Annotated in this window: 18 protein-coding genes; 9 read left to right on the top strand and 9 right to left on the bottom strand. The window is 39.8% G+C overall.

Annotated features, from left to right (window positions below):
* Positions 1–2: 2 nt before the first annotated feature.
* Together ptsP and udk are read left to right on the top strand one after the other, a co-directional pair.
* Positions 3–1,736 carry a phosphoenolpyruvate--protein phosphotransferase gene (gene ptsP / locus RRU92_RS07585; RefSeq protein ID WP_025171271.1) on the top strand — a complete coding sequence of 578 codons (1,734 nt, stop codon included), beginning with the start codon at positions 3–5 and terminating at the stop codon, positions 1,734–1,736.
* Positions 1,737–1,860: 124 nt separating this feature from the next.
* Positions 1,861–2,499 carry a uridine kinase gene (gene udk, locus RRU92_RS07580; RefSeq protein WP_007555045.1) on the top strand — a complete coding sequence of 213 codons (639 nt, stop codon included), beginning with the start codon at positions 1,861–1,863 and terminating at the stop codon, positions 2,497–2,499.
* Between the two features lie 199 nt (positions 2,500–2,698).
* Here the strand turns inward: udk and RRU92_RS07575 are convergent, their stop codons facing one another.
* From RRU92_RS07575 to RRU92_RS07565, 3 genes are read right to left on the bottom strand one after another with little or no spacing between them, the layout of a single operon-like run.
* Positions 2,699–3,262: an ECF transporter S component gene (locus RRU92_RS07575; protein ID WP_315639200.1), complete on the bottom strand. Its 564-nt coding sequence runs from the start codon at positions 3,260–3,262 to the stop codon at positions 2,699–2,701.
* Positions 3,246–3,797, bottom strand: a complete 552-nt coding sequence (gene coaC, locus RRU92_RS07570; RefSeq protein WP_315639199.1) for a phosphopantothenoylcysteine decarboxylase — start codon at positions 3,795–3,797, stop codon at positions 3,246–3,248. Before coaC ends, RRU92_RS07575 begins: the two co-directional genes overlap by 17 nt.
* 11 nt (positions 3,798–3,808) lie before the next feature.
* Positions 3,809–4,498: a phosphopantothenate--cysteine ligase gene (locus RRU92_RS07565; protein WP_281334953.1), complete on the bottom strand. Its 690-nt coding sequence runs from the start codon at positions 4,496–4,498 to the stop codon at positions 3,809–3,811.
* A 232-nt stretch (positions 4,499–4,730) separates the two neighbouring features.
* Between RRU92_RS07565 and RRU92_RS07560 the strand changes: the two genes are divergently transcribed.
* Positions 4,731–6,401, top strand: coding sequence for a formate--tetrahydrofolate ligase (locus tag RRU92_RS07560; protein ID WP_315639198.1), 1,671 nt, complete (start codon positions 4,731–4,733; stop codon positions 6,399–6,401).
* Between the two features lie 90 nt (positions 6,402–6,491).
* Here RRU92_RS07560 and lysS read toward each other — a convergent pair whose 3' ends face one another.
* The 5 genes from lysS to RRU92_RS07535 all read right to left on the bottom strand — a co-directional run bounded on the left by lysS (position 6,492) and on the right by RRU92_RS07535 (position 10,980).
* Positions 6,492–7,982, bottom strand: coding sequence for a lysine--tRNA ligase (gene lysS, locus RRU92_RS07555; protein WP_315639197.1), 1,491 nt, complete (start codon positions 7,980–7,982; stop codon positions 6,492–6,494).
* Positions 7,983–8,115: 133 nt separating this feature from the next.
* Positions 8,116–8,742, bottom strand: coding sequence for a histidine phosphatase family protein (locus RRU92_RS07550; RefSeq protein WP_315639196.1), 627 nt, complete (start codon positions 8,740–8,742; stop codon positions 8,116–8,118).
* 3 nt (positions 8,743–8,745) lie between these two features.
* Complete coding sequence (locus RRU92_RS07545; protein ID WP_315639195.1) at positions 8,746–9,225, bottom strand: aminoacyl-tRNA deacylase; 480 nt, start codon at positions 9,223–9,225, stop codon at positions 8,746–8,748.
* Entirely contained in the window at positions 9,225–10,067 is an 843-nt protein-coding gene (locus tag RRU92_RS07540) for a DUF368 domain-containing protein (protein ID WP_075231318.1), read from the bottom strand. Before RRU92_RS07540 ends, RRU92_RS07545 begins: the two co-directional genes overlap by 1 nt.
* A 112-nt stretch (positions 10,068–10,179) precedes the next feature.
* Positions 10,180–10,980: a glycoside hydrolase family 25 protein gene (locus RRU92_RS07535; RefSeq protein WP_315639194.1), complete on the bottom strand. Its 801-nt coding sequence runs from the start codon at positions 10,978–10,980 to the stop codon at positions 10,180–10,182.
* 155 nt (positions 10,981–11,135) lie between these two features.
* On the opposite strand from RRU92_RS07535, the gene glmU reads away from it, so the two are divergent.
* The 5 genes from glmU (at position 11,136) to pcrA (ending at position 16,681) form a co-directional block, all read left to right on the top strand.
* Complete coding sequence (glmU, locus tag RRU92_RS07530) at positions 11,136–12,515, top strand: bifunctional UDP-N-acetylglucosamine diphosphorylase/glucosamine-1-phosphate N-acetyltransferase GlmU (protein ID WP_315639193.1); 1,380 nt, start codon at positions 11,136–11,138, stop codon at positions 12,513–12,515.
* A gap of 9 nt (positions 12,516–12,524) precedes the next feature.
* Positions 12,525–13,088, top strand: coding sequence for an NUDIX hydrolase (locus RRU92_RS07525; protein ID WP_315639192.1), 564 nt, complete (start codon positions 12,525–12,527; stop codon positions 13,086–13,088).
* Positions 13,081–13,392 (top strand): cell wall synthase accessory phosphoprotein MacP, encoded by a 312-nt coding sequence (gene macP / locus RRU92_RS07520; protein ID WP_060955683.1) that lies wholly within the window; start codon positions 13,081–13,083, stop codon positions 13,390–13,392. The genes RRU92_RS07525 and macP overlap by 8 nt, the downstream gene beginning before the upstream one ends.
* 10 nt (positions 13,393–13,402) lie before the next feature.
* Positions 13,403–14,098: a 5'-methylthioadenosine/adenosylhomocysteine nucleosidase gene (locus tag RRU92_RS07515; protein ID WP_315639191.1), complete on the top strand. Its 696-nt coding sequence runs from the start codon at positions 13,403–13,405 to the stop codon at positions 14,096–14,098.
* Positions 14,099–14,392: 294 nt separating this feature from the next.
* Positions 14,393–16,681: a DNA helicase PcrA gene (gene pcrA / locus RRU92_RS07510; RefSeq protein WP_315639190.1), complete on the top strand. Its 2,289-nt coding sequence runs from the start codon at positions 14,393–14,395 to the stop codon at positions 16,679–16,681.
* A 150-nt stretch (positions 16,682–16,831) separates the two neighbouring features.
* Here pcrA and RRU92_RS07505 read toward each other — a convergent pair whose 3' ends face one another.
* Complete coding sequence (locus RRU92_RS07505) at positions 16,832–17,641, bottom strand: Cof-type HAD-IIB family hydrolase (protein ID WP_315639189.1); 810 nt, start codon at positions 17,639–17,641, stop codon at positions 16,832–16,834.
* A 178-nt stretch (positions 17,642–17,819) separates the two neighbouring features.
* Here RRU92_RS07505 and RRU92_RS07500 point away from each other — a divergent pair, with 178 nt between their 5' ends.
* Positions 17,820–18,491 (top strand): CPBP family intramembrane glutamic endopeptidase, encoded by a 672-nt coding sequence (locus RRU92_RS07500; protein WP_315639188.1) that lies wholly within the window; start codon positions 17,820–17,822, stop codon positions 18,489–18,491.
* Positions 18,492–18,539 lie beyond the last annotated feature (48 nt).

The following is an 18,539-nucleotide window of genomic DNA, read 5'->3' as shown; positions in this document are numbered from 1 at the left end:
AAATGACAGAAATGCTTAAAGGAATCGCAGCATCTGACGGTGTTGCAGTTGCAAAAGCATATCTACTCGTTCAACCGGATTTATCATTCGAGACTGTTACAGTCGAAGATACAAATGCAGAAGAGGCTCGTTTGGATGTTGCTCTTGAAGCTTCTCAAAACGAGCTTTCTCTTATCCGCGAGAAGGCTGTAGGTACGCTTGGTGAAGAAGCGGCACAAGTATTTGACGCCCACTTGATGGTTCTTGCTGACCCTGAATTGATCGGTCAAATCAAAGAAACTATCCGTGCTAAGAAAGTGAATGCAGAAGCAGGTCTGAAAGAAGTTACAGACATGTTTATCACAATCTTTGAAGGCATGGAAGACAACCCATATATGCAAGAACGTGCAGCGGATATCCGCGACGTAACAAAACGTGTATTAGCTAACCTCCTTGGTAAAAAATTGCCAAACCCAGCTTCTATCAATGAAGAAGTAATCGTGATTGCTCACGACTTGACTCCATCTGATACAGCTCAATTGGACAAAAACTTTGTAAAAGCTTTTGTAACAAACATTGGTGGTCGTACAAGTCACTCAGCTATCATGGCTCGTACACTTGAAATCGCTGCAGTTTTGGGTACAAATAATATCACTGAAATCGTTAAAGATGGTGACCTACTTGCCGTTAATGGTATTACAGGTGAAGTGATTATCAACCCTACTGAAGAACAAGCGGCTGAGTTTAAAGCAGCTGGTGAAGCTTACGCTCAACAAAAAGCTGAATGGGCACTCTTGAAGGATGCTCAAACAGTTACTGCTGACGGTAAACACTTCGAATTGGCTGCAAACATTGGTACTCCGAAAGACGTTGAAGGTGTTAATGATAACGGTGCAGAAGCTGTCGGTCTTTACCGTACAGAGTTCTTGTACATGGATTCTCAAGACTTCCCAACTGAAGACGAGCAGTACGAAGCATACAAGGCTGTTCTTGAAGGAATGAACGGTAAACCAGTTGTTGTCCGTACAATGGATATCGGTGGTGACAAGGAACTTCCTTACTTCGATATGCCACATGAAATGAACCCATTCCTTGGATTCCGTGCTCTTCGTATCTCTATCTCTGAAACAGGAGATGCAATGTTCCGCACTCAAATCCGTGCTCTTCTTCGTGCTTCTGTACACGGTCAATTGCGTATCATGTTCCCGATGGTTGCGCTTTTGAAAGAATTCCGTGCAGCTAAAGCAGTCTTCGATGAAGAAAAAGCTAACCTTCTTGCTGAAGGTGTTGCAGTTGCGGATGACATCCAAGTTGGTATCATGATCGAAATTCCTGCAGCAGCTATGCTTGCAGACCAATTTGCAAAAGAAGTTGACTTCTTCTCAATTGGTACAAACGACTTGATCCAATACACAATGGCGGCAGACCGTATGAACGAACAAGTTTCATACCTTTATCAACCATACAACCCATCAATCCTTCGTTTGATCAACAACGTTATCAAAGCAGCTCACGCTGAAGGTAAATGGGCTGGTATGTGTGGTGAAATGGCTGGTGACCAAACAGCTGTTCCACTTCTTGTCGGAATGGGCTTGGATGAGTTCTCTATGTCAGCAACATCTGTACTTCGTACACGTAGCTTGATGAAGAAACTCGACACTGCTAAAATGCAAGAATACGCTAACCGTGCTCTTACTGAATGTTCAACAATGGAAGAAGTTCTTGAACTTTCTAAAGAATACGTTAACTTCGATTAATCAACTACAAATCCTTGTAGCTTCTGGCTATGAGGATTTTTTCTTCTATTTTGTAGAAAACTCCATCTGTAAAATTTATCAAAAATATGGTAAAATAGACAAGGGAAAAAACAAGGAGGCTACAATGCAAAATAGACCAATCATTATCGGAGTAACAGGTGGATCTGGAGGAGGAAAGACAAGCGTATCTAAAGCAATCTTGTCGCATTTTCCAAATGAAAAAATCTCTATGATTGAGCATGATTCCTACTATAAAGATCAATCTCATCTAACCTTTGAAGAGCGTATTAAGACCAACTATGACCATCCTTTTGCTTTTGATACTGATTTGATGATTGAGCAAATCAAAGAATTGTTGGCAGGTCGTCCTGTAGACATTCCTACCTATGATTATGCTGCCCACACCAGAAGTTCTAAAACTTACCGTCAAGAACCTCAAGATGTTTTTATCGTTGAAGGAATCCTGGTTTTGGAGGACAAACGACTTCGTGATTTGATGGATATCAAGATTTTTGTAGATACAGATGATGATGTTCGTATCATTCGCCGTATTAAACGTGATATGGAAGAGCGTGGTCGTAGTCTGGATAGCGTTATTGACCAGTATCTTGGTGTGGTAAAACCCATGTATCATCAATTTATTGAGCCAACAAAGCGTTATGCAGATATCGTTATTCCAGAAGGAGTGACCAATACAGTAGCTATTGATTTGCTAACAACAAAGATTGAAAAGATTTTAGAAGAAGCACGTCTTGCCCAATAATAAGTAGATAAAAGGCTGTGGGAAAGTAAAGATTTTATCAAGTTTGAACCTTTTTCTCATATTCGTTAATCTTCACAATTATGCTTTTAGATAGAGAAAAATATTGTTTCAAAGGCTTTTTTGACTCTTTAAGATTCACTAAATGCTGGAGCAGATCTTCAGCGCAAATAAAAATCGAGGTCGGGATTTTCCCGACCTCTTATTTTTTGATTTTTTCAAGTCTCGGAACAATAACTAGGGTGAGTATTGCTGAGATAATCAGTTCTGCGATAGAGTTTGTTGAGATAACAGTAGCTAATAGTTTTTGGATATTTCCATCAAAAACATTTCCAAAGAGGAAGAAGATTCCGCCTAGTACAAATACAGTATTAGTAAGTGAACCGAGAGCTCCCGCAAAGATAAGCCCCGCCTTGTTTCTGAGGAGTTTATAGACAAAGTATGGAGTTAAACCAATAAGGATGCGTGGTACAATCGCAATAACTAGGGAGTAGATGTTACCGTTTGGTACAAAAGGAGAGAAGAGGTAGCTAGTTGGGAGAATCGTGATTGTATTGACTGTCAAGCTAATCATCCCCATCAAAAAACCTAAGATGGCACCAATTCGTGGCCCGTAGATGATACTAGCAATGATGACTGGAATATGGACAATGGTTGGTTTAATTGGAAATGGCAAGACATTAAAGACAATAGAACTCAGCAGATGAATGACGATCATGCTGGCAAAAAAGATAGCAATTGGAGCAATATTAGAGCGTTTGTTCATGAAGTTTTTCCTTTATCTGTTGTAAAATAGTATCAAGATCAGCAAGAGCACCGCGTCCTACATCGCCACAGGCCAGTAGGGACTCTTTTGGAGCAATAATTGTATAACCATAAGTTTCTAAAGTTTTTAAGTTTGTTTGAGTTGCTGGATGGTCATACATTTTGGTATTCATAGCAGGTGCTACTAGTTTTGGAACATAGGGTGGCAAGGCAAGAGCAGTAGCAGTAACCATATTGTTGGCAAAACCGTGCGCGACTTTCGCAATCGTATTAGCGGTCGCAGGGGCAAGGATAAATAAGTCTGTTTTTTTGCCAAGCTCGATATGATTGACTTTATCAGGATAAGGTTCCTGCATAAGATCGAGATGTACGGTATTTTGAGATAAGACTTGAAGGGTTAAAGGTTGGATAAAGGCAGTCGCAGCCTGGGTCATAAGTACAGTAACAGAATGTCCTTGTTTCTTCAAGCCACTTACCAAATCAGCAGCCTTGTAAGAGGCGATAGAGCCTGTCACAGCGAGTGTAATACGAGCCATAATTTTCCTTTCTAACGATCAAATCCCTGAATTTTTTTCACTAATAAGTCAGCAATTTCTTGTTTGCTAGCAGCAATCTGATAATCTTTTTCCTCTACTAGATAAGCCAGATGTTGATCAGCATTAATCTGAGTGAGGTCATTAGCGACAATCAAATCAGCTTGATTCTTTTCAAGACTTTCTCTAGCGATTTGAATCAGATGCTCCTTAGTAACATCGACAAGCAGTTTAAAGCCAATGAGATGAATACTTGGATTCCATTCTTTAACAAGAGAGATGATCTTTGGATTTTTCTTAAGAAATAGGACTTGCACCTCATCCTTAGAGGAGATCTTTGATTCCATATTTTTCTTATGCAAAAACTCACTTAAATCTTGACTTGCTTGAACTTGATCAAGACCTGTCATGTAAACTGGGCTGTAGTCAGAAACAGCTATTGAATGGATCAAGACTTGATAATCAGGGACAATCCGTTTCATCTCTTGGAGTAAATCGGAAGTGTTTTTGATTTCGATAACGGATAAATTCGAGTGTGATGCTGGTTTTAGAGCTTGTTGCGTAGTAATCAGGCAAACTTGGTGACCAGCTTTTAGTAAAGTCTCAGTTATAACTTTACCAAGTCTACCAGTAGAGTGGTTGGTAATGGAGCGAACTCGATCAATGGCTTCGCTTGTACCACCAGATGTAACTAAAATTTTCATAGAACTATTGTACAAAAAAATGAACAGTAAGTAAAATGAAAGCGATAAAATATTATGTGAAATCTAAGCTTTCAACTATAGTTAAAACCTATAAAGGCATATAAAAATTTAAAAAGAAGCCAAGAAAGTCTGAAGTGTTGTGATATTTACGAACGTTACCAAGCTTTATGACTGTTAAAAATCTTATTTTATGATATAATGAATTAACACATTTGAGGTAGAGGAGTTTGTTATGAAAACAGATATTGAAATTGCACAAAGTATCGAATTAAAACCAATCGTTGAAGTTTTTGAGAAACTTGGTATTTCATACGATGATTTGGAGTTGTATGGAAAATATAAGGCTAAGCTGAGCTTTGATAAGATCCGTGAGGTTGAAAGTAATCCTGTCGGTAAATTGATTTTAGTTACTGCTATCAATCCAACACCTGCTGGTGAAGGAAAATCAACTATCACTATTGGACTTGCTGATGCTTTGAATAAGATTGGTAAGAAAACCATGATTGCTATCCGCGAACCTTCTCTTGGACCAGTCATGGGGATTAAAGGTGGTGCAGCTGGTGGTGGTTATGCCCAAGTTTTACCAATGGAAGACATCAACCTTCACTTTACTGGAGATATGCACGCTATTACAACTGCAAATAATGCTCTCTCTGCCTTGATTGACAATCACTTGCACCAAGGAAATGAGCTTGGAATCGATCAGCGTCGTATTCTCTGGAAACGTGTGGTTGACTTGAACGACCGCGCTCTTCGTCACGTAACTGTTGGACTCGGTGGTCCGCTTAATGGTATTCCACGTGAAGATGGTTTTGATATCACTGTCGCATCAGAAATCATGGCCATCCTTTGCTTGGCAACTGATATTGAAGATTTAAAACGTCGTTTGGCCAATATCGTCATTGGTTACCGTTATGATCGTACACCTGTTTCAGTAGGTGATCTACAGGTTGAAGGTGCCTTGGCATTGATTTTAAAAGACGCTATCAAACCGAACTTGGTTCAAACCATCTATGGAACACCTGCCTTTGTACATGGTGGCCCATTTGCCAATATCGCACACGGATGTAACTCTGTCTTGGCTACAACTACTGCCCTTCACTTGGCAGATTACACAGTAACAGAAGCAGGTTTTGGTGCAGACCTTGGTGCTGAGAAATTCCTGGATATCAAAACTCCAAACTTGCCAACTGCGCCAGATGCAGTAGTTATCGTTGCAACCCTTCGTGCTCTTAAGATGAATGGTGGAGTTGCCAAGGATGCTTTGACAGAAGAGAATGTAGAAGCTGTTCGTGCAGGATTTGCAAACTTGAAACGTCACGTTGAGAATATCCGTAAGTTCGGTATTCCAGCAGTTGTTGCTATCAATGAATTTGTCTCTGATACCGAAGCAGAAATCGCAGCCTTGAAAGAACTTTGTGCTTCAATCGATGTTCCAGTCGAACTAGCTAGCGTATGGGCTGATGGAGCAGAAGGTGGAGTAGCCCTTGCTGAAACGCTTGTCAAGACTATCGCTGAAAATCCGGCAAACTACACACGTCTCTATGACAACGATCTTTCTGTCCAAGAGAAGATTGAAAAGATTGTCACTGAAATCTATCGTGGTAGCAAAGTAAACTTCGAGAAGAAAGCTCAAACTCAAATCGCTCAAATCGTTCAAAATGGTTGGGATAAACTACCAATCTGTATGGCTAAGACTCAGTACAGTTTCTCAGATAATCCAAACGCACTTGGAGCACCTGAAAACTTTGAAATTACCATTCGTGAATTGGTACCAAAACTTGGTGCAGGCTTTATCGTTGCCCTTACTGGTGATGTCATGACCATGCCAGGACTTCCAAAACGACCAGCAGCTCTCAACATGGATGTTGAAAGTGATGGAACTGTTCTTGGATTATTCTAATTAAACAACAAAAAGACAAGCTCAAAATCGAGTTTGTCTTTTATATTAATACTAAAAAATCTCCTAGAATGTGACTAGGAGATTTGTATTTTATTTCATAGTTGGGAAAAGAAGCACATCACGGATAGTAGTTGTATCAGTGAGGAGCATGCAGAGACGGTCGATACCGATTCCCAAACCACCTGTTGGTGGCATACCGTATTCAAGAGCTTCAATGTAGTCATAGTCGATTCCTGTCGCTTCATCGTCACCAAGTTCTTTGGCTTTGGCTTGAGCTTCAAAACGGCTAAGCTGGTCGATTGGGTCGTTCAACTCAGTAAAGGCATTTCCGTATTCTTTAGTCATAATGAAGAGTTCAAAACGGTCGGTAAAGCGCTCATCTTCAGGATTTTTCTTAGCAAGTGGAGATACAGCTACTGGATGACCATAGACAAAGGTAGGTTGAATCAAAGTTTCTTCAACAAATTCTTCAAAGAAAGCATTGATGATATGACCAACTTCAGTGTAGTGTTTTTCAACTGGAACTTTCTTCTCAGCAGCGATTGCCTTAGCTTCTTCTAAAGTCATATCTTTCCAGAAATCAACACCTGTAATTTCCTTGATTGCATCAACCATGTGTACACGTTTAAATGGTTCATTGATCTTGATCTCGGTTCCTTGATAGTTGACTGGACCATCACCTTTAACTGATTTAGCAGCGTGTTGGATAATGCCTTCAGTTAAGTCCATAATGTCTTGGAAGTCTGCATAAGCTTGGTAAACTTCGATAGAAGTGAACTCAGGGTTGTGGGTAGCATCCATTCCTTCGTTACGGAAGATGCGGCCAATCTCATAAACACGTTCCATACCACCGACGATAAGACGTTTTAAGTGAAGCTCAGTCGCGATACGAAGCACCATATCAATATTTTGAGCATTGTGGTGAGTGATAAATGGACGCGCAGATGCTCCACCAGCCTCATTGTGAAGAACAGGTGTTTCCACTTCAAGGAAGCCTTTTTGGTCAAGGTAACGACGGATTTCAGAGATGATTTTTGAACGAGTAACAAAGCGTTCAAAGCTTTCACGGTTTGAAATTAAATCAAGGTAACGTTTGCGGTAGATGGTTTCAACGTCAGTCAAACCGTGGAATTTCTCTGGAAGCGGACGAAGGGCTTTGGACAAGTGAGTAATATGTGTAGCCTTGATAGAGAGTTCTCCCATATCTGTACGCATAACTTCACCTTCGACACCAAGGAAGTCTCCTAAGTCAGCCTTTTTAAAGATTTCGTAGTTTTCTTCACCGACAGCATCTTTACGAACATAGATTTGGATTTGACCTTCGCGGTCTTGAAGGTGGGCAAATCCAACCTTACCCTTACCACGTTTGGTAACAAGACGACCTGCAATAGTAGCAGTTTCGTTCAATTCATGTAGTTGTTCCTTATCGAGGTCAGCATATTTATCTTTTAATTCTTGTGAGTTAGCAGTGCGTTCAAATCGTTTACCGAATGGATCGATTCCTTGTTCGCGGAGCGCAGCCATTTTTTCACGGCGAACGATCTGCTGGTCATTTAGTTCTTCCATATGTTCTGTTGACATTTTTTCCTCCTAGTTTTTACTCAATTCTTGATACGATGAGTCTTTTTGCGATACTCCCATTTTATCATAAAAGTCAAATAAATTCACGGATATTCTACAAAATCTAAAAAGAACTTAACAGTGATTGCTAAGTTCAGTTATTATCTTGGTAAGAAGTGTCATTCCAGACTATAAGATTGAAGTTTTCAAAGTCAGATGTTTCAAGAACAGTAACACTAGCATTTGCTAGACCGCCATCTTTTCTAAGTAGTGGAGTATCATAGCCTAGAAGAGTTCGAATACTGGCTGTGAGATTGGCACCGTGACCAACAATCATAACATGTTCAAAAGGTTTGAACTCTAATGATTTGATAAATTGAATGGTTCGTTGAGTTGTTTGATAGACAGACTCTGCTCCAAACATAGTCGAATCGAATTTTGCTAGATTGGTACGAAAAGCTTTTAATTGCTCGGGATAGATGGCTTCCAAGGTTGCAAATTTTGCACCTTCAAGTTTTCCAAGTTGCCATTCTCTTAGTGAGGGTATCTCTTCTAATGGACAGCTGATTTTCAGTTGACTTTGGATAATCTGAGCAGAAGTTACGGCACGAGGAAGATCACTAGAATAAATCACATCAAATGGAATTTCCTGTAGATACTGGCCCAATTGTTTTAAGGTCTCAATGGATTTCTCAAGGAGTGGTGAGTCACCACTTGCCCCTTGAAAACGTCCTTCAAGATTCCAAAGAGTTTTACCGTGGCGAACAAAGTATAGTTTCATTGATCATTGTCCTTCTAAAATATCTGCAAAGTCTGCTTTAACAAAGCTTGCAAGGTCTTTTGGGTTGATAATAATACTATGCCCAACTTCACCTGCCGAAACGATCATTTCTTCAAGCTCAAGTGCACTTTGATCGATAAAGATAGGGTAGTTATGTTTTTGACGAATTCCAACTGGATTATTGGCGCCATGGATATAGCCTGTTGTTTTTTCTAGGTCTTTTTGTGGAATCATGCTGACTTTCTTATTACCAGAAATCTTAGCTAGTTTCTTTTCAGAAAGATGTTCAGTGATAGGAAGGATGCCGATAATGGGTCCAGTCTTATCTCCCAGAAGTGCTAGAGTCTTAAAAATCTGACTCTTTTCATAACCTTGAGGCATCTCACCTTCCAGGGCATTAATTTGAATACCTGTATGGTTTATTCCTGCCTTGGTTAAAATTTGTTGGACCAAGGTTTTTTTGACTTTTACTTTTTTAGCCATTATTTGTATTTATCCTCCAATTGACTCATCCAAATACCTAACCAAATACCTAGAGCGAAGAAAAAGGCAATGATGACATAAGACACAAGAGATAATCCACTATAGCTGATGCTTTCAGCATTACCAGCATTTGGAATGAGGATTAAGATTGTACTTGAAAGAACAATTCCGATGATAAAGTGGTAAACACGAGATTGATAGACACGGAGAGCGTAGTCCATAAATTTTGAAAAAATGACAAGAGTAGCAAGTGCTCCAATTCCTATTGGAAGAAAGGTTCCGAATAAATCAAAAGTCTTAAATCCTGTTAGCATTGGACTATAAAGACCAAGGATTAAAAGTAGATTAGAAGGGCTGAGTCCTGGTACTAAAATTCCAAGTGCCAGTAAGCATCCAGCAAGAGTAAAGTTAAGGAAACTAGCTGACAACGATCCGACGACAAAATTTAAGGCGTAGAGGGCAATACCTGAAAGGATAAAAGTTGCCCAAAACCAAATGAGATCAATCTTATCTCTCTCGGAATCACGGGTAGATTCTTTGACAAGACTTGGAATGGTACCGATGATGGCACCAGCAAAACTCCATAACACATATACTTGATAATTTTCGAGAAGGTACTCAATAGGATATGAGAAAAGGCCGATACCTAGGAGCATTCCAATACCGACAGGTAGGAAAAAGAGTAGATCTTCTTTTAAATTCTTAAAAGGATGGGCAAGGAAACGAATCATTCTCTCATAAATTCCCAAGATAGCGGCAAGAACGCCACCAGAAATCCCTGGTAGAATGAAACCGAGAGCAATAACAATTCCCTTAATAATTTTTGATAGCCATGATAACATAGAAGTCCTCCAAAATTCAGTGTATATTATAAAGATAAAACAGTGGTTTAATATTGAAAAATAAAGAAAAGCAAGCAGAAAGCAATGTCTGACTTGCTTATGGCGATAGTAATTAAGGATTTAAAAACAATTTTCTAAAGGTTTCTTCCTTGTTTTTTGTGGAAGAAATAAGGTTCAAATCCAGATGATTTTCAAAGCCTCCAAGGCTTCCATGAGAGGTGTATTGGTGAAGATCATAGTTAAGATCTGTATTGGGAGCACTCTCGTAGTAACCCGAGTTGGTTCCATAGGACGGTATCCAGATTGCTGAGAAATTCTCCGTACTGATACTATGCTCCTCCATAAAGTAGACACCAACATAGATGCCAATATTTTTAGCTCCCAATGAAGCTAATTTAGCGCGAAAGGCCTCAACCCCCTTGTTCATGTCAGACATAGTCTTGTCTTCAACATCCAACCAATAGTAGCTAGGATTATAGGGAGAAGCAGCATTATAGAATACTTCAGCAGCTTTTTCCATTTCTTCGACATTTTTACCAGCTACATAGGCATAAACAGCGACTGGAATATTCCGTTTTTGAAATTCTGTGATGTGTTCTTTATAAGCCTTATCAACCCCATTTTTAAATGAAGCATCGTTTTCAACAGAAGCTTGAGCCCCACTATGAACCCGAACGATTGCACCTGAAATATTTTGAGTTAAGGTGTCATAATTGATCTCTGATGGTCTTTGCCAGCCAGAAACATCAATAATCGGCTTGTTGATATTATGTAAAGCTTGAGTTTCTACTTGAACTGGATTTTGCTTTGTTTTGACTGGATGGTCTTCGAACTTGGGTCTATTGATGATTAAAATACCCACGAGAGTAGCTAATACAGTAAAAATAAAAACAGGATTTATTTTCTTTCTCATACTTTTATAGTGTATCGTAAATGGTGAAAAAAATCAAAAAAAATACTCGAAATCATCTAGAGAATGCGATGTTTTAAAGCATTTGCCCTCTTTTGTGTTTGAAAAAGCAAATTTATGATATAATATAAGGGAATTTCTATAGAAAAGAGAAAAATATGGCAAATTATGCAGTTATTTTAGCAGCGGGTAAAGGTACTCGTATGAAATCAGATCTACCAAAAGTCATGCACAAGGTTGCAGGAATTTCAATGCTTGAGCATGTTTTTCGTAGTGTAGGGGCCATCAAGCCTGAAAAAACAGTAACGGTTGTTGGACATAAGGCAGAACTTGTGGAGCAAGTTTTAGCTGGTCAAACTGATTTTGTAAGACAGTCTGAGCAATTAGGAACTGGTCATGCGGTTATGATGGCTGAGCCAATTCTTGAAGGACTTTCTGGTCAAACATTGGTCATCGCTGGTGATACACCATTAATCACTGGGGAAAGTCTTAAAAATTTGATTGATTTCCACATAAATCACAAGAATGTAGCTACAATCCTTACTGCAGAAGCTGAAGATCCGTTTGGTTATGGGCGTATTGTTCGTAACGAGAATGCTGAAGTGCTTCGTATCGTGGAGCAGAAGGATGCGACTGATTTTGAAAAACAAATCAAGGAAATCAATACAGGAACCTATGTCTTTGATAATGCTCGTCTCTTTGAAGCTTTGAAGAATATCAACACCAACAATGCCCAAGGCGAATACTACATTACTGATGTCATCGGCATTTTCCGTGAAGCTGGAGAAAAAGTCGGAGCCTATACTCTGAAAGACTTTGATGAAAGTCTCGGAGTTAATGACCGTGTTGCCCTTGCGACAGCTGAAGGCATCATGCGTCGTCGTATTAATCAAGCGCATATGGTCAATGGAGTTAGCTTTGTGAATCCTGAAGCTACTTACATTGACATCGATGTTGAAATTGCTCCAGAAGTTCAAATAGAAGCAAATGTAACCCTCAAAGGTTCTAGTAAGATTGGTGCTGAAACTATCCTGACAAACGGAACTTATATCGTTGATAGTAGCATCGGAGCAGGAGCAGTAATCACCAATTCAATGATTGAGGAAAGCTCAGTTGCTGATGGTGTTACAGTTGGACCTTATGCTCATATCCGTCCAGGATCAAGCCTTGCAAAAGATGTACATATCGGGAACTTTGTTGAAGTCAAAGGTTCTAGCATTGGGGAGAATACTAAGGCAGGTCATTTGACTTATATTGGTAACTGTGAAGTTGGTAGTGATGTCAACTTCGGTGCAGGAACCATTACTGTAAATTACGATGGTCAACACAAGTTTAAGACAACTATTGGTAACAATGTTTTTGTTGGATCAAATTCAACCATCATTGCTCCAGTAGATCTTGGAGATAACTCTCTTGTTGGTGCAGGTTCAACCATTACTAAGGATGTTCCAGCTGATGCCATCGCTATTGGACGAGGTCGCCAAATTAATAAGGACGAATATGCAACTCGCCTCCCTCACCATCCTAACAATAAATAGGAGCTAACGATGGAATTTGAAGAAAAGACGCTTAGTCGTAAAGAAATTTATAAAGGACCTATTTTTCAGCTAGTTCAAGATCAGGTTGAACTACCTTCTGGAAAAGGTAGAGCGCAACGTGATTTGATTTTCCACAATGGAGCAGTTTGTGTCCTTGCAGTCACTCCAGAAAATAAGATTGTCCTTGTTAAACAATATCGCAAGGCGATTGAAAAAGTCTCTTATGAAATTCCTGCAGGTAAACTGGAAATTGGGGAGAATGCAGATCCAGAAGCTGCAGCACTTCGTGAATTAGAAGAAGAAGCAGCCTATACTGGCAAATTAAGCCTTCTCTATGATTTTTACTCAGCGATTGGATTTTGTAACGAACGCTTAAAACTTTACTTGGCAAGCGATTTGACAAAAGTTGAAAATCCTCGTCCGCAGGATGAAGATGAGACTTTGGAGTTACTTGAAGTCAGTCTTGACCAAGCTAAAGAACTGATCCAGTCAGGAGATATTTGTGATGCTAAGACTATCATGGCTATTCAGTACTGGGAATTACAAAGAAATAGTGGAGGAATCCATGGGTAAACCTTTATTAACAGATGAAATGATCGAACGTGCCAATCGAGGAGAGGACATCTCAGGTCCTCCCTTGCTAGATGATGAGGAAACTAAGATTTTACCGACTTCTTCTCAAAATTTTGGCTATTCACGAACCAGAGATCATGGTTTTAGCCAGGATACACTGACCATCGAAGTTGAACCTTCTATTCACAAAAGTCGTCGGATTGAAAATACCAAGAGAAATGTCTTTAATTCTAAATTAAACAAGATTCTTTTTGCAGTTATTTTTCTCTTGATTTTGTTAATTTTAGCAATGAGATTTATTTAAGGAGTCTATCATGAAAATTGGAATTATTGCAGCTATGCCAGAAGAGCTAGTTTACTTGATTCAACACTTGGACGAAGCCAGTGAAGAAAAGGTTCTGGGACATAGCTATCATACTGGTAAGATTGGTTCTGTTGAGCTTGTACTTGTAGAGAGTGGTATTGGTAAAGTCATGTCTGCGATGAGTGTCGCTATCTTAGCGGATCACTTTCAAGTCGATGCAGTGATTAATACTGGTTCTGCTGGTGCAGTGGCAAGTGGAATCGCAGTAGGGGATGTAGTGATTGCAGACAAGCTTGCCTACCACGATGTTGATGTGACTGCCTTTGGCTATGATTACGGTCAAATGGCTCAACAGCCTCTCTATTTTGAATCAGACAAAAAGTTTATCAGTTTGATTCAAGAGAGTTTGTCTAAACTGGACCAAACTTGGCATTTAGGTTTGATTGCGACCGGAGACAGTTTTGTTGCTGGAGAAGATAAAATCAAGGCCATTAAAGAACACTTCCCTCAAGTTCTTGCTGTAGAGATGGAAGGAGCAGCTATTGCTCAAGCAGCTCAGACTTTGAACCTTCCTTTCTTAGTCGTTCGTGCCATGAGTGACAATGCCAATCATGAAGCATCCGTTTCCTTTGATGAATTTATCGTAGAAGCAGGACGTCGTTCTGCCCAAGCCCTAATGACGCTTTTGCAGTCTATAAAGGACTAATAGAAGAATTACTGAGAGTGGGACGACGAAATCGGTAATTCGTTAGAATTCGATTTCGTCGTCCCACCTCCGCACAGTTGAGTAGGGCTGTAAAAGCTGATGAAATCAGCGTAGTAGAGCCCACTCAACCACTGCGTCTTGCTCGACAATCAAAAGAGAATTGAGAGGCTAGGACTTTTGTCCCAGCCTTTTCTTGTCTTGCCAACTAAAATAATCAGAAGGCTCCTAAGAAAAGTTATTTTCAAACTTTTTTGATATAATAGAAACATTGACTTGAAGAATAAGGAAGAGAAAATGAACGAATTATTAAAGGGAATGAATGACCGTCAAGCCGAGGCCGTTCAAACCACAGAAGGACCTTTGCTGATCATGGCGGGGGCGGGATCTGGTAAGACTCGTGTTCTAACCCACCGTATTGCCTACTTAATTGATGAAAAGATGGTCAACCCATGGAATATCTTGGCCATTACCTTTACCAATAAGGCTGCACGTGAAATGAAGGAGCGTGCTTATGGACTCAATCCAGCTACTCAGGATTGTTTGATTGCGACCTTTCACTCTATGTGCGTGCGTATCCTACGTCGCGATGCGGACCACATTGGCTATAATCGCAATTTCACGATTGTGGATCCTGGAGAGCAGCGAACGCTCATGAAACGCATTCTCAAGCAGTTGAACTTGGATCCTAAAAAATGGAATGAACGCACTATTTTGGGAACCATTTCCAATGCTAAGAATGATCTGATTGACGATGTAGCTTATGCTGCCCAGGCAGGAGATATGTACACGCAAATTGTAGCTAAGTGTTATACAGCCTATCAGAAAGAACTTCGTCAGTCAGAGTCAGTGGACTTTGACGACTTGATCATGTTGACTTTGAGGCTCTTTGACCAAAATCCCGATGTTTTGACTTATTACCAACAGAAGTTCCAGTACATCCATGTTGATGAGTATCAAGATACCAACCATGCTCAGTATCAACTCGTTAAACTCTTGGCTTCTCGTTTCCAAAATATCTGCGTAGTAGGGGATGCTGACCAGTCTATCTACGGTTGGCGTGGTGCTGATATGCAGAATATCTTGGATTTTGAGAAGGATTATCCTCAAGCCAAGGTTGTTTTATTGGAGGAAAATTACCGTTCGACCAAGACCATCCTCCAAGCTGCTAATGACGTTATCAAAAACAATAAAAATCGTCGTCCTAAGAATCTCTGGACTCAAAATGCGGATGGGGAACAAATTGTCTACTATCGTGCTAATGATGAACAAGACGAGGCTGTCTTTGTCGCCAAAACCATTGATGAACTTGGTCGAAGTCAAAACTTCCTTCACAAGGACTTTGCAGTTCTTTACCGTACCAATGCCCAGTCTCGTACAATTGAAGAAGCTCTGCTCAAGTCTAATATTCCTTATACTATGGTCGGTGGAACTAAGTTCTATAGCCGTAAGGAAATCCGTGACGTTATTGCATATCTGAATCTCATCGCCAATTTGAGTGATAATATTAGTTTTGAGCGGATCATCAATGAACCTAAACGTGGCATTGGCCCTGGAACAGTAGAGAAAATTCGTGATTTTGCTAATATGCAAAACATGTCTATGCTAGATGCTTCAGCTAACATCATGTTATCAGGGATAAAAGGTAAGGCAGCTCAGTCGATCTGGGATTTTGCCAATATGATTCTTGATTTGCGGGAGCAACTAGACCAATTAAGCATCACCGAACTTGTTGAAGGGATATTGGAAAAGACAGGCTACGTGGATATTCTCAATGCTCAGGCAACCTTGGAAAGCAAGGCGCGGGTTGAAAATATCGAAGAGTTTCTTTCTGTTACCAAAAACTTTGATGATAATCCAGATAATCAAGAAGAGGAAACTGGCTTGGATAAGCTCAGTCGCTTCCTCAATGACTTGGCCTTGATTGCAGATACAGACTCTGGCAGTCAGGAAACATCAGAAGTAACCTTGATGACGCTCCATGCGGCTAAGGGACTAGAGTTTCCAGTTGTATTCTTGATTGGAATGGAGGAAAATGTCTTTCCACTTAGTCGTGCAGCAGAAGACATGGATGAACTAGAAGAGGAACGCCGTCTAGCCTATGTCGGTATCACGCGCGCAGAGAAAATCCTTTATCTAACCAATGCTAACTCCCGCTTGCTGTTTGGTCGAACGAACTATAATCGTCCAACACGCTTTATCAATGAGATTAGTTCAGATTTGTTAACTTATCAAGGTTTGGCGCGTCCTGCTAATAGTAGCTTCAAAGCATCCTATAGTAGTGGAGGTGTCGCCTTTGGTCAAGGCATGAGCCTAGCTCAAGCTCTACAAGATCGTAAACGCAACGCAGCTCCAAGATCAATTGAATCAAAAGGACTACCTTTTGGACAATTTTCAGCTGGTTCTACATCGACTTCTAGTGAGACAAGCTGGTCTATTGGTGATATTGCCCTTCATAAGAAATGGGGCGAAGGAACTGTTCTAGAAGTTTCAGGAAGTGGATCTACTCAGGAATTGAAAATCAATTTCCCAGAAGTCGGCCTCAAAAAACTCCTAGCCAGTGTAGCACCGATTGAGAAGAAGTAAGTTTAGTTTCTAAACGAAAAAGAACCTGATATTCCCATGGTAGCATCTAATGAGCCAGGTATTGTTTTAGGGATTATAACCGCACTAACAGCATTATTTTAAACAAAAAAAAGCAACTCTCAGAATAAACTGCTAGTTGCTTTTTTAATTTTACAAAATATATTTCTCAATAGCGCGTGCAACACCCTCTTCTTCATTGCTGGCAGTTACGGCATCCGCGAGAGATTTGACATAGTCGCTAGCATTTCCCATGGCGATCCCAAGCCCTGCAAATTCTAACATCTCAATATCGTTATTGGCATCACCCATTGCCATGATTTCAGAAGGTTGGATATCTAAAATCTCAGCCAAGCGAGAAAGAGCAGAAGCCTTGGTTGTACCGAGTGGCATTGCTTCATAGATAACTGGTTGTGAACGAACTCCGCTAAATCTCTGACAAAGTTCATCAGCAAATCGTTGTTCAAAATCATCTGTTTGTTCTTTTGTACCTAAGAACATACCCTGGAACATGCGATATTTACCACTGGTAGCTTCCTCTAGTGAAATTTCAGTCAGGTCAGAAAAGACAAGTGTCGCATCGTATTTTACGATAGGATTTGGTTCGCCCCCTAGAACGAAGTAGTGTTCCTCGTCAAAGAGAGTCAACTGAACCTCACTATTTTCTGCAAGTTCATTCAGGTATTCAATGTCTGATTTGCTAAGTTCTCGCCAGTCAACAAGGCCCCAGTCACTAGTTTGGTGGGTAGAACATCCATTGTTGACGATGACGTATTCATTCTGCAAATCAAGACCAAGTTTCTTATAGTAGGGAAGAACTCCAAAGAGAGGGCGACCAGTACAAAGAACAAGTTTGACGCCTTTGTCGACAGCCTTATGAATGGCATTAATATGAGCCTGAGGGATTTCCTTGGCTTCGTTGAGTAGAGTTCCATCCATATCAAGAGCAAGTAATTTAATCATAGTATTTCCTTTTCACGTATTTTGTCTATATTATAGCATATTTTGGATGAAATAAGGATTACTATGTCAATTTAGGACGTTTCAATTACAATTCATGATTTGACAAGGGGAGTTTAAAAAGATATGCTATACTAAACTTGTAAAATACTGATAATGGATAAAAAGCAGAGGACTTATCATGAAAAGAAGAACAGTACAGATTTTACTAGCCTTGTTTCTAATCATTTATAGAAAGACATGGTTTTGGTGGATTTTTAATCATTTTGCAGGTAGGCTTGTACCTGCTAGTAGAGAATTTTTTCAAATTCTTGCTTTTTTAGAGCTCATCGTTACTTTTATAGCTATTCTTTATTTACTAGTATTCGAAGGTAGAAGAATTCTTGAGTTAAAGTGGAAATGGAGATATCTAGTTTATTTGCTTCTTGCTTATGGAGTCAATTATCTTTCAGATACTGTGTTTTCTTTTTTAACACCAGCCACATCCAATCAAATGTCTTTAAATGAAATGATTGAGATGACAGGGCGACAAGAGTTGCTATATTTTTTGCTTATTACTTGTCTGCTAGGACCAATTTCAGAAGAATTGATTTACCGAGGTGTTCTGATGAATACATTTTTGAAAGATTCACCTTGGTATGGAGATATTTTACTATCAGCCTGTATCTTTGGCTATGTGCATGTCAGTTCAGGTTTAACACCACTCGCCTTTTTCACCTATGCAAGTAGAGGAGCAATTTGTGCATTCCTCTACCGAAAAACTCATTCTCTCTATTACCCTATTTTACTTCATATCATGATCAACATTACTGCATTTTGGGAATTATGGGTACTCTTGTTTTCTGGTAGTTAATAACTATAAAAGGTCGGATTTTATTCCGACTTTTTTGATATGGGACAG

This window comes from Streptococcus sp. DTU_2020_1001019_1_SI_AUS_MUR_006, assembly GCF_032340315.1.
Classification (GTDB): Bacteria; Bacillota; Bacilli; order Lactobacillales; family Streptococcaceae; genus Streptococcus.
The sequence above is the reverse complement of the archived record's forward strand: the minus strand, read 5'-3'. Positions and strand labels throughout refer to the sequence as shown.

What these genes read in the sequence shown, in the direction of transcription:
- ptsP (WP_025171271.1), top strand. Translation starts at nt 3, where the DNA reads ATGACAGAAATGCTTAAAGGAATCGCAGCATCTGACGGTGTTGCAGTT.
- RRU92_RS07515 (WP_315639191.1), top strand. Translation starts at nt 13,403, where the DNA reads ATGAAAATTGGAATTATTGCAGCTATGCCAGAAGAGCTAGTTTACTTG.
- macP (WP_060955683.1), top strand. Translation starts at nt 13,081, where the DNA reads ATGGGTAAACCTTTATTAACAGATGAAATGATCGAACGTGCCAATCGA.
- RRU92_RS07545 (WP_315639195.1), bottom strand. Translation starts at nt 9,225, where the DNA reads ATGGCTAAAAAAGTAAAAGTCAAAAAAACCTTGGTCCAACAAATTTTA.
- RRU92_RS07565 (WP_281334953.1), bottom strand. Translation starts at nt 4,498, where the DNA reads ATGAAAATTTTAGTTACATCTGGTGGTACAAGCGAAGCCATTGATCGA.
- pcrA (WP_315639190.1), top strand. Translation starts at nt 14,393, where the DNA reads ATGAACGAATTATTAAAGGGAATGAATGACCGTCAAGCCGAGGCCGTT.
- RRU92_RS07540 (WP_075231318.1), bottom strand. Translation starts at nt 10,067, where the DNA reads ATGTTATCATGGCTATCAAAAATTATTAAGGGAATTGTTATTGCTCTC.
- RRU92_RS07505 (WP_315639189.1), bottom strand. Translation starts at nt 17,641, where the DNA reads ATGATTAAATTACTTGCTCTTGATATGGATGGAACTCTACTCAACGAA.
- RRU92_RS07575 (WP_315639200.1), bottom strand. Translation starts at nt 3,262, where the DNA reads ATGAACAAACGCTCTAATATTGCTCCAATTGCTATCTTTTTTGCCAGC.
- RRU92_RS07550 (WP_315639196.1), bottom strand. Translation starts at nt 8,742, where the DNA reads ATGAAACTATACTTTGTTCGCCACGGTAAAACTCTTTGGAATCTTGAA.
- lysS (WP_315639197.1), bottom strand. Translation starts at nt 7,982, where the DNA reads ATGTCAACAGAACATATGGAAGAACTAAATGACCAGCAGATCGTTCGC.
- RRU92_RS07560 (WP_315639198.1), top strand. Translation starts at nt 4,731, where the DNA reads ATGAAAACAGATATTGAAATTGCACAAAGTATCGAATTAAAACCAATC.
- glmU (WP_315639193.1), top strand. Translation starts at nt 11,136, where the DNA reads ATGGCAAATTATGCAGTTATTTTAGCAGCGGGTAAAGGTACTCGTATG.
- RRU92_RS07535 (WP_315639194.1), bottom strand. Translation starts at nt 10,980, where the DNA reads ATGAGAAAGAAAATAAATCCTGTTTTTATTTTTACTGTATTAGCTACT.
- RRU92_RS07500 (WP_315639188.1), top strand. Translation starts at nt 17,820, where the DNA reads ATGAAAAGAAGAACAGTACAGATTTTACTAGCCTTGTTTCTAATCATT.
- udk (WP_007555045.1), top strand. Translation starts at nt 1,861, where the DNA reads ATGCAAAATAGACCAATCATTATCGGAGTAACAGGTGGATCTGGAGGA.
- coaC (WP_315639199.1), bottom strand. Translation starts at nt 3,797, where the DNA reads ATGGCTCGTATTACACTCGCTGTGACAGGCTCTATCGCCTCTTACAAG.
- RRU92_RS07525 (WP_315639192.1), top strand. Translation starts at nt 12,525, where the DNA reads ATGGAATTTGAAGAAAAGACGCTTAGTCGTAAAGAAATTTATAAAGGA.